General features: G+C 61.8%; 6 protein-coding genes. 5 read left to right on the top strand and 1 reads right to left on the bottom strand.

Annotated elements, in window-relative coordinates:
• The 4 genes from J7I98_RS39205 to J7I98_RS39190 all read left to right on the top strand — a co-directional run.
• Window positions 1-677 (top strand): transposase (locus tag J7I98_RS39205; protein ID WP_214929841.1); only part of this gene is annotated, 677 nt, incomplete at its 5' end.
• Between the two features lie 117 nt (window positions 678-794).
• Entirely contained in the window at window positions 795-1436 is a 642-nt protein-coding gene (locus J7I98_RS39200; protein ID WP_214929840.1) for a hypothetical protein, read from the top strand.
• Window positions 1433-3574, top strand: coding sequence for a tetratricopeptide repeat protein (locus J7I98_RS39195; protein WP_214929839.1), 2142 nt, complete (start codon window positions 1433-1435; stop codon window positions 3572-3574). Before J7I98_RS39200 ends, J7I98_RS39195 begins: the two co-directional genes overlap by 4 nt.
• A 107-nt stretch (window positions 3575-3681) precedes the next feature.
• The gene (locus J7I98_RS39190; protein WP_374225223.1) at window positions 3682-4098 is read left to right on the top strand and encodes a formylglycine-generating enzyme family protein; all 417 of its coding nucleotides are present in this window, start codon (window positions 3682-3684) and stop codon (window positions 4096-4098) included.
• Window positions 4099-4200: 102 nt separating this feature from the next.
• Here the strand turns inward: J7I98_RS39190 and J7I98_RS39185 are convergent, their stop codons facing one another.
• Window positions 4201-4812 carry a hypothetical protein gene (locus J7I98_RS39185; protein WP_214929837.1) on the bottom strand — a complete coding sequence of 204 codons (612 nt, stop codon included), beginning with the start codon at window positions 4810-4812 and terminating at the stop codon, window positions 4201-4203.
• Window positions 4813-5812: 1000 nt separating this feature from the next.
• On the opposite strand from J7I98_RS39185, the gene J7I98_RS39180 reads away from it, so the two are divergent.
• On the top strand, window positions 5813-6937 hold the full coding sequence (locus J7I98_RS39180) for an IS630 family transposase (protein WP_308378109.1): 1125 nt from the start codon (window positions 5813-5815) through the stop codon (window positions 6935-6937).
• Window positions 6938-6993 lie beyond the last annotated feature (56 nt).

Raw genomic sequence — 6993 nt, 5'->3', positions numbered from 1 at the left:
AACGCATCTCCACAGCCGGATGCTCCGACCAGACGATCCGACGCCGCGTCAAGGAGTGGGCCGGGCTGGGGATATCAGAGAAGGTGCACGCCTTGGCGCTTGAGGCGTACGACCGGATGATCGGCCTCGGACTGGGCGAGATCTCGGTGGACGGCTGTATCACCAAGGCCCCGTCCGGCGGCGACAAGGCGGGGCGCTCCCCGGTCGACCGGGGCAAGCAGGGACTGAAACGCTCGGTCGCCTCGGACGCCTGCGGTGTCCCGCTCGGGATCGTCTCCGACAGAGCCAACCGGCACGACTCACCCCTGCTCGGACCCACCCTGGAAGCTGCCAAGGAGCAGGTCGGCCCGCTGCCGGACGCCGTCAACGTCAACCTCGACCGCGGCTACGACAGCGCCAAGTCCCGTGCGCTGATAACAGAGTTGGGGTTCACGGCCGAGATCGCCCGCAAGGGAGTGCCGGCCCCGCTCCAGGCAGGCAAGCGCTGGGTGGTCGAGCGCACGCACTCGTGGATGAACGACTACGGCAAGCTCCGGCGCTGCACCAAGAGGAACGGCGAGGTCGTGGACTTCTACCTCTACCTCGCCGCCGCTCTCGTCACGCTCCGCATGCTCATCCGCCGAGCAACGAGCCGCTACCGCTGGGACGGCCGCCCCACCACCCGGCGCCTCAAATGATCCATTTGCCGGTCGGTCTAAGTCACGCAGTCGGCAGCGTGGGTCTCCCACATGGGCCAAGCACCGCAGTACTGTAGTGCGGCTGATCCTTAGTGACCGAGCACGGGAGCCTCGCAGGTGGCAGCACCACAGATCATCGTGAGTGGACTTGTCGAACACTCACAGATGGACGCAGCTCAGGTGCTCGCGAAGGTGCAAAGTCGCTTTCCCAGGGCTTCGGCGGCCGGACTCGATTTCGTAGTCCCGTTGATGGACTGTGAGGCTGAATTCTTTTGTGTAAGTAGTACCAATCTTGAATTCCGTGTGAAGGCACTAGTAGCAGGAGCCGCGGCAGCTTCCAGCTCCAGTCGTACCGTCACGGCTGCCGAAATGCTCGTGCGCGCCACCGAGTCGCTTTGGGGTGGGCTTGAGGCGTCTCTGAACAGTGGCAGACGAAGAGGCCGTCCGACTCTTGTTCGTTGCTCAATTGAAGATACTCAATCCCGGACCACTCTCTTGGCCTGCGAGACAGTTTCCCCTCTCAGATCTTCGGGAGCGAAACTGGCGTTCGCTATTGGTGCCGTACTTACCCTCGCGGCAATAGTGTTGATTTTTTGGCAAACTGTTACACCTCACTCCAAGGAGGCCAGAGAATCAAATATCCTAGGAATCTCTATTTCCCTATTTGTGTCGGCCGGTCTGGTCCAGCTGCCGATTTTTGCGAACTGGATTGAGTGGAAAAAGGAGCTGTCTTGGAAATATGTTAGGAGTGTGCCGTGAATTCTAATCTCGCGCAGTCTCTTGTTTCCGCTCTAGTTCAGCGCCTGGAGCAGTCTGGGTGGCATGGTGAAGCAGAAGTGGCGACTGGGGACACACAGCTTGACGCCGTGATGGAGCGGAATGGCGTCGTAGCAATCTTTGAGGTTCGGCTTGGCTATAAAAATTCTCCAGCCAGCTGGATTATCGGTTTGAGTGACACGGTTAATGAGTTTCGACGTCTACGAAATCCTGCGGCCGGCTGCTTCGGCGTGCTAGTTACCGACTCGGAAGTGAGCGAACGACTAGTAGCGGCTGCTTCGAGATATCCGGTCGAAATCTTCTCATTCTCACGCCTTCAGTCTGTTGAATCAATCACGCAAGGGGTTGTCAACGTCTGCGAATCGGCTGCGCTTGAATTTGCGCAAGAAGGTTCGCAGGAACAGAGCGAACTTGCAGGAAACTGGGCAGTGTTCGCGGATAATTCGTCGATTTCGGCATCGGGGTCTTCCGTGCGCACTGGCCGAATTGAAAGCCAGGAAAATCTTCGAGTTGCCACGAACGAACTAGAGCGCGAGATTGAACGTCTGGAAGGTGTCTTGGGGAGACAGCACCCGAGCGTGTTGTTCTTGAGGGTCAGGCTGGCCAGCAGAGAGCGATCTGTGGATTTGTTTGAACAGGTCTTGAGGGACCAAAAAAACTTCCTCGGATCAGACAGTCCGGACCTGCTCTCAACTCGACTAGGTCTAGCCTCGCTCTTTCAGGAGAGGGGAGATCACAGGCGGGCAATCGCGATCTACCAGGAGGCGTTGCGACATTCTTCGGAGTTCCTTCCTGAATCGGATCCCCAAACTCTAACAGTCAAGAACAATTTGGCTACAAGCCTGCTTGCAATTGGAGAATTTGCGGAAGCTATTCGGCTTTACGAACAGACGCTCAGTGAACGCATCCGAGTTCTTGGGGAAAATCACCCGAGCACCCTGGCGTCGTTGAGTAACTTGGCCTCGGCCTACCGAGAAATCGGAGATCTGGGTCGCGCGACTGGGCTATATGAACGGGTACTGGATCAGCGACTTCGGATTCTCGGAGAGGACCACCCGGATAGCCTTGCATCCCGCAATAACCTTGCGTATGCCTACCAGTCGCTGGGGGATCTGGCTCGTGCCGTTCCTCTCTACGAACAAACGCTCAGTGACTGTGCACGAGTCCTGGGTCTTGACCACCCCGATACGCTAAATGCTCGCAATAATCTTGCGAGTGCCTATGAAGCGGCGGGGGATCTGGGTCGTGCCATTCCCCTCTACGAGGAGACGCTGGCTGACCGTCAGCGCGTTCTGGGTCCCGACCACCCTTCCACCCTCTCCTCCGGAAATAATATCGCGGGCGCATATCAGGCGGCGGGGGACCTGGGCCGTGCCGTTTCTCTCTACGAACAAACACTCGCTGTTTGTGCACGAGTTTTGGGCTCTGATCATCCCGATACTCTCACCGCTCGCAATAATCTTGCGAGTGCCTATGAAGCGGCGGGGGATCTGGGTCGTGCCATTCCCCTCTACGAGGAGACGCTGGCTGACCGTCAGCGCGTTCTGGGTCCCGACCATCCCTCCACTATTACCTTTCGCGATAATCTTGCGGGAGCCTATGAAGCGGCGGGGGATCTGGGTCGTGCCATTCCCCTCTACGAACAAGCGCTCGCCGATTCAATCCGCATCCTAGGTACCGAGCATCCATCTACCTTCACCTTTCGAAACAACCTAGCGGGCGCTTACCTCTCATCTGGAAATCTGGACCGAGCCATCTCGATTTACGAGCAGACATTGACTGACCGTGTGCGCGTCCTGGGCCCCGACCATCCCAACACTCTGGCTTCACGCAATAATCTTGCCTATGCCTACCAGGTGATGGGGGATTTGGATCGGGCCGTCCCAATGTATGAAGAGTCAGTCGTTGCGTGTCAACGGATTCTGGGGGACAGCCATCCCACCACCTTGACTGCCAGGAGTAATCTGGCGGGGGCCTACCTGGCAGCAGGTGATCCCGGTCAGGCCATTCCCTTGTTCGAGGGTGCCCTCGCCGATTCCCTGCGCATCCTAGGGGATAACCACCCCCTTACAAGGATTACGCAAGCTCGGCTGGCAAAGGCTCGCCTACGTCAGCAATAGGTGAAGCGGCGTATCGATAGAGCCCTGACCCCGCTCGGCGCCCAGTGCCCGAGCACTGGGAGAACGGCCGGTGTCCACGCGAGCTGTACGACCACCCCGTGGTGCACGTGACGTGGCGAGACGCGAACGCGTACGCGACGTGGGCGGGGAAGTCGCTGCCGACAGCCGAACAGTGGGAGAAGGCGGCACGGGGCACCTCCGGCGGCACCTTCCCCTGGGGGGACCAGAAGACCGCTGCAAAGTGCAACGTCCGGGAGACCGGTGTGGAAGTCACGACGTCCGTCTCTCGGTACCACAGAGGCGTTTCGCCGTACGGGGTCTACGACATGGTGGGCAACGTGTGGGAGTGGCTTGCGACGCCGACCACGCCGGGGCGCTACGAACTCCGCGGCAGCGCCTTCACGAGTCCACTGTTTCGGGGTGCGCCCGCCGCTGCCAACGACGCCAACGACACGATGCATGACGACGACACAGGGTTCCGCTGTGCGGCGACGCCCGAGCAGATGGCTCCCCGCAAGGGGTGACAGCACGGGCCCTTCCCGGGACCCGTGGGCGAGGCTCCCAGGTACACGAAGGGCCCGACTCGCTGAGTCGGGCCCTTTGAGTTCTCCGTTCTGGTCTCTGCCTCATGGAGACCTAGTAGTGAGGGCAGCACCACGTCGTAAGTCTTCAGGCTGGGCGACAGCTTCAGTCGCTGCCCGGACGAAAGCCGCGTGCAATGCCCCGCTTCCTCCCAGCCGTTCCCACTTGATCCGAGCCTGTTCGATCGCGCCATCGTCCTCACGAAGGAACGCCTTCCTCCACTTCGACAAGCACTCGTATCTGTCGTGCACGCCCTCCCAAAGAGCGGTGGCGGTCAGGCGAACCTCCTCTGGCCCAAGCAGCTTGATAAGCACGTAGGCGCCAGTGACCTCGTTCGCCGGAGACCCGATGTCGACCGGATTCGGGTCAGCGTCGGTCCTCATCCAGTCCAGCATGCTGCTCATCTGGCTGGCCGCCGTCGCCCACTTGTCGTAGGCGAGTAGCAGGCCCCTGTAAGCCTGTAGCCGTTGCTCACGGAGCCAATGTTCGTGCTCGTTGAGAGCCTGCTCCTTTACCTGCTTCTCGGTGGCCTTTGCCGCTGTCTCGGCTCCGAGGCGCGCTCCACGGGTTGCCGCTACCCCCCCGATTGCGGCACCGCCTATCGCCCCGACGAGGCCCACTCCAGCAGCCACAAGCGCAACTGTCTCTGCATCCATAACTGCAGGGTGCCTCCCTGGCTGGTAGGGCGGAGGCACTTGAACAGAAGGTGTGAAGCGACTTGTTGCGGCCCCCGCTCGTCTGGCGGGGGCTCGGCGTAGGAGGTTGGATACCTTCACAGTCCGTTCACATGCGGAAGCCCTCATTAACTTGGCCTGCACGCACCGGAGTTGCTGGTCCGTACCATCAACTTCCCTAGCAGGTAGGAATGTTGTGACGACGCACCTGTCGGGCGCGGTCCGTATGATGACAGGTGTTCAGACAGTTCTTCCCTGTCGGTTCCCTTCCATCGATTTGTTGGCGGGGGGCGGCCTGCTCAGGCAGGCCGTCAGTGCACCACCGGAAGAACTGGAGGAGCAGTGGTGGAGCCGAGCGAGCGGAAACCGCGCAGGCGTTGGACTGGCCCCGAGAGGTGGCAGGTTGGACTGGCCTTAGCGGGTCTGCTGGTGGGGGTTGTTGCCACGGTGGGGCAGTTCGTCCACTAGGGCGCCCACCTATGAGACGGTCGCGACCGGGGCTGCGTACGCAGCGAGCCCGGCCTGCTTATGGGCGACCGGGCTCGTGAACTGCGCGGAGGGCCTGACCTGGGGTAGGAGCCGGGTCGGGCCCTTCGTTTGTTGCTCCCAAGGGCTTCTCAGTCCAGGGGGATAATTCGTCTCTGTAGACGACTCTACAGCCCTGGCAGGAACCCTTGCCATGCCCCAGCCCCCGCAAGAGTTCTTGCCGACGTCTAGACCCGGACTTCGCAGGTCGCCGAAAAGGTTCGCCGCAGCGGCCTCCCAGCGTCCGATCTCGACCGGGCCGGACCGGGACAGCTATCGCCGCTACGGTTCCGATCGGCGAGCGATCGGCTACGATCGCTTGATCTTCACGATCGGGTGACCTGCGAAGTCCGGGTCTAGTGCTGTGACCGCGAAGGTTCACCGGGTTGCTGGTGGATTCGATGGTGCCTGCGCCGGTTGGATGTGAGTCACATCCAACGCGGTGCGAGGAGGCGTGGTGGCACCACCGGTCAAGGTCCGCAGACTGATTGATCAAGAAGGGCAGAAGCTGCAGCAGATCGTGCGTCGGGGCAGCACCAGCACGGTGCGCTACCGGCGGGCGATGATGCTGCTTGCCTCGGCCGGCGGGAACCGGGTGCCGGTGATCGCCCAGCTGGTCCAGGCCGATGAGGACACCGTCCGCGACGTGATCCACCGGTTCAACGAGATTGGCCTGGCCTGCCTGGACCCTCAGTGGGCGGGAGGCCGTCCCCGCCTGCTCAGCACTGACGACGAAGACTTCGTCGTGGCGACGGCCACCACCCGCCCGACCAAGCTCGGCCAGCCCTTCACCCGCTGGTCGCTGCGTAAGCTCGTCGCCTACCTGCAACGCGGCGTCCTCGGCCGACCGATACGCATCAGCCGAGAAGCGTTACGGACCCTGCTGGCCCGCCGCGGGATCACCTTCCAGCACACGAAGACGTGGAAGGAGTCCACCGATCCCGACCGGGATTCCAAGCTCGACCGGATCGAGTACGCCCTCGAACACCGCCCGGACCGCACCTTCGCGTTCGACGAGTTCGGCCCTCTGGGCATCCGCCCCACAGCGGGGCGGTGTTGGGCCGAGCAGAGCCGGCCGGACCGGCTGCCGGCGACCTACCACCGCACGCATGGGATCCGGTACTTCCACGGCTGCTACTCGGTCGGCGACGACACCTTGTGGGGCACCAACCGTCGCCGCAAGGGATCCGACCACACTCTGGCGGCGCTGAAGACGATCCGTGCCGCCCGCCCGGACGGCGCCCCGATCTACATCGTTCTCGACAATCTCTCCGCCCATAAAGGGCCGAAGATCCGGGCCTGGGCTCGGCGGAACAAGGTCGAGCTGTGCTTCACCCCGACCTACGCGTCCTGGGCGAATCCGATCGAGGCGCACTTCGGGCCACTACGTCAGTTCACTCTGGCCAACTCGAACCATCCGAACCACCCGGTCCAGACGCGTGAACTGCACCGATACCTGCGCTGGCGCAATGCCAATGCCCGCCACCCAGACGTCTTGGCCGCCCAACGCCGCGAACGCGCCCGAATCCGCAGCGAGAAAGGCATCCGCTGGGGCGGACGTCCCCTGTCAACCGCGGCCTGAACAGCCAACCCGGTGAACCTTCACGGTCACAGCACTAGTGTGATGCGCCAGAAATT

Origin of the sequence: Streptomyces sp. ISL-98, from assembly GCF_018614055.1 — a bacterium.
GTDB classification, from domain to species: Bacteria; Actinomycetota; Actinomycetes; order Streptomycetales; family Streptomycetaceae; genus Streptomyces; species Streptomyces spiramyceticus.
The sequence above is the reverse complement of the archived record's forward strand: the minus strand, read 5'-3'. Positions and strand labels throughout refer to the sequence as shown.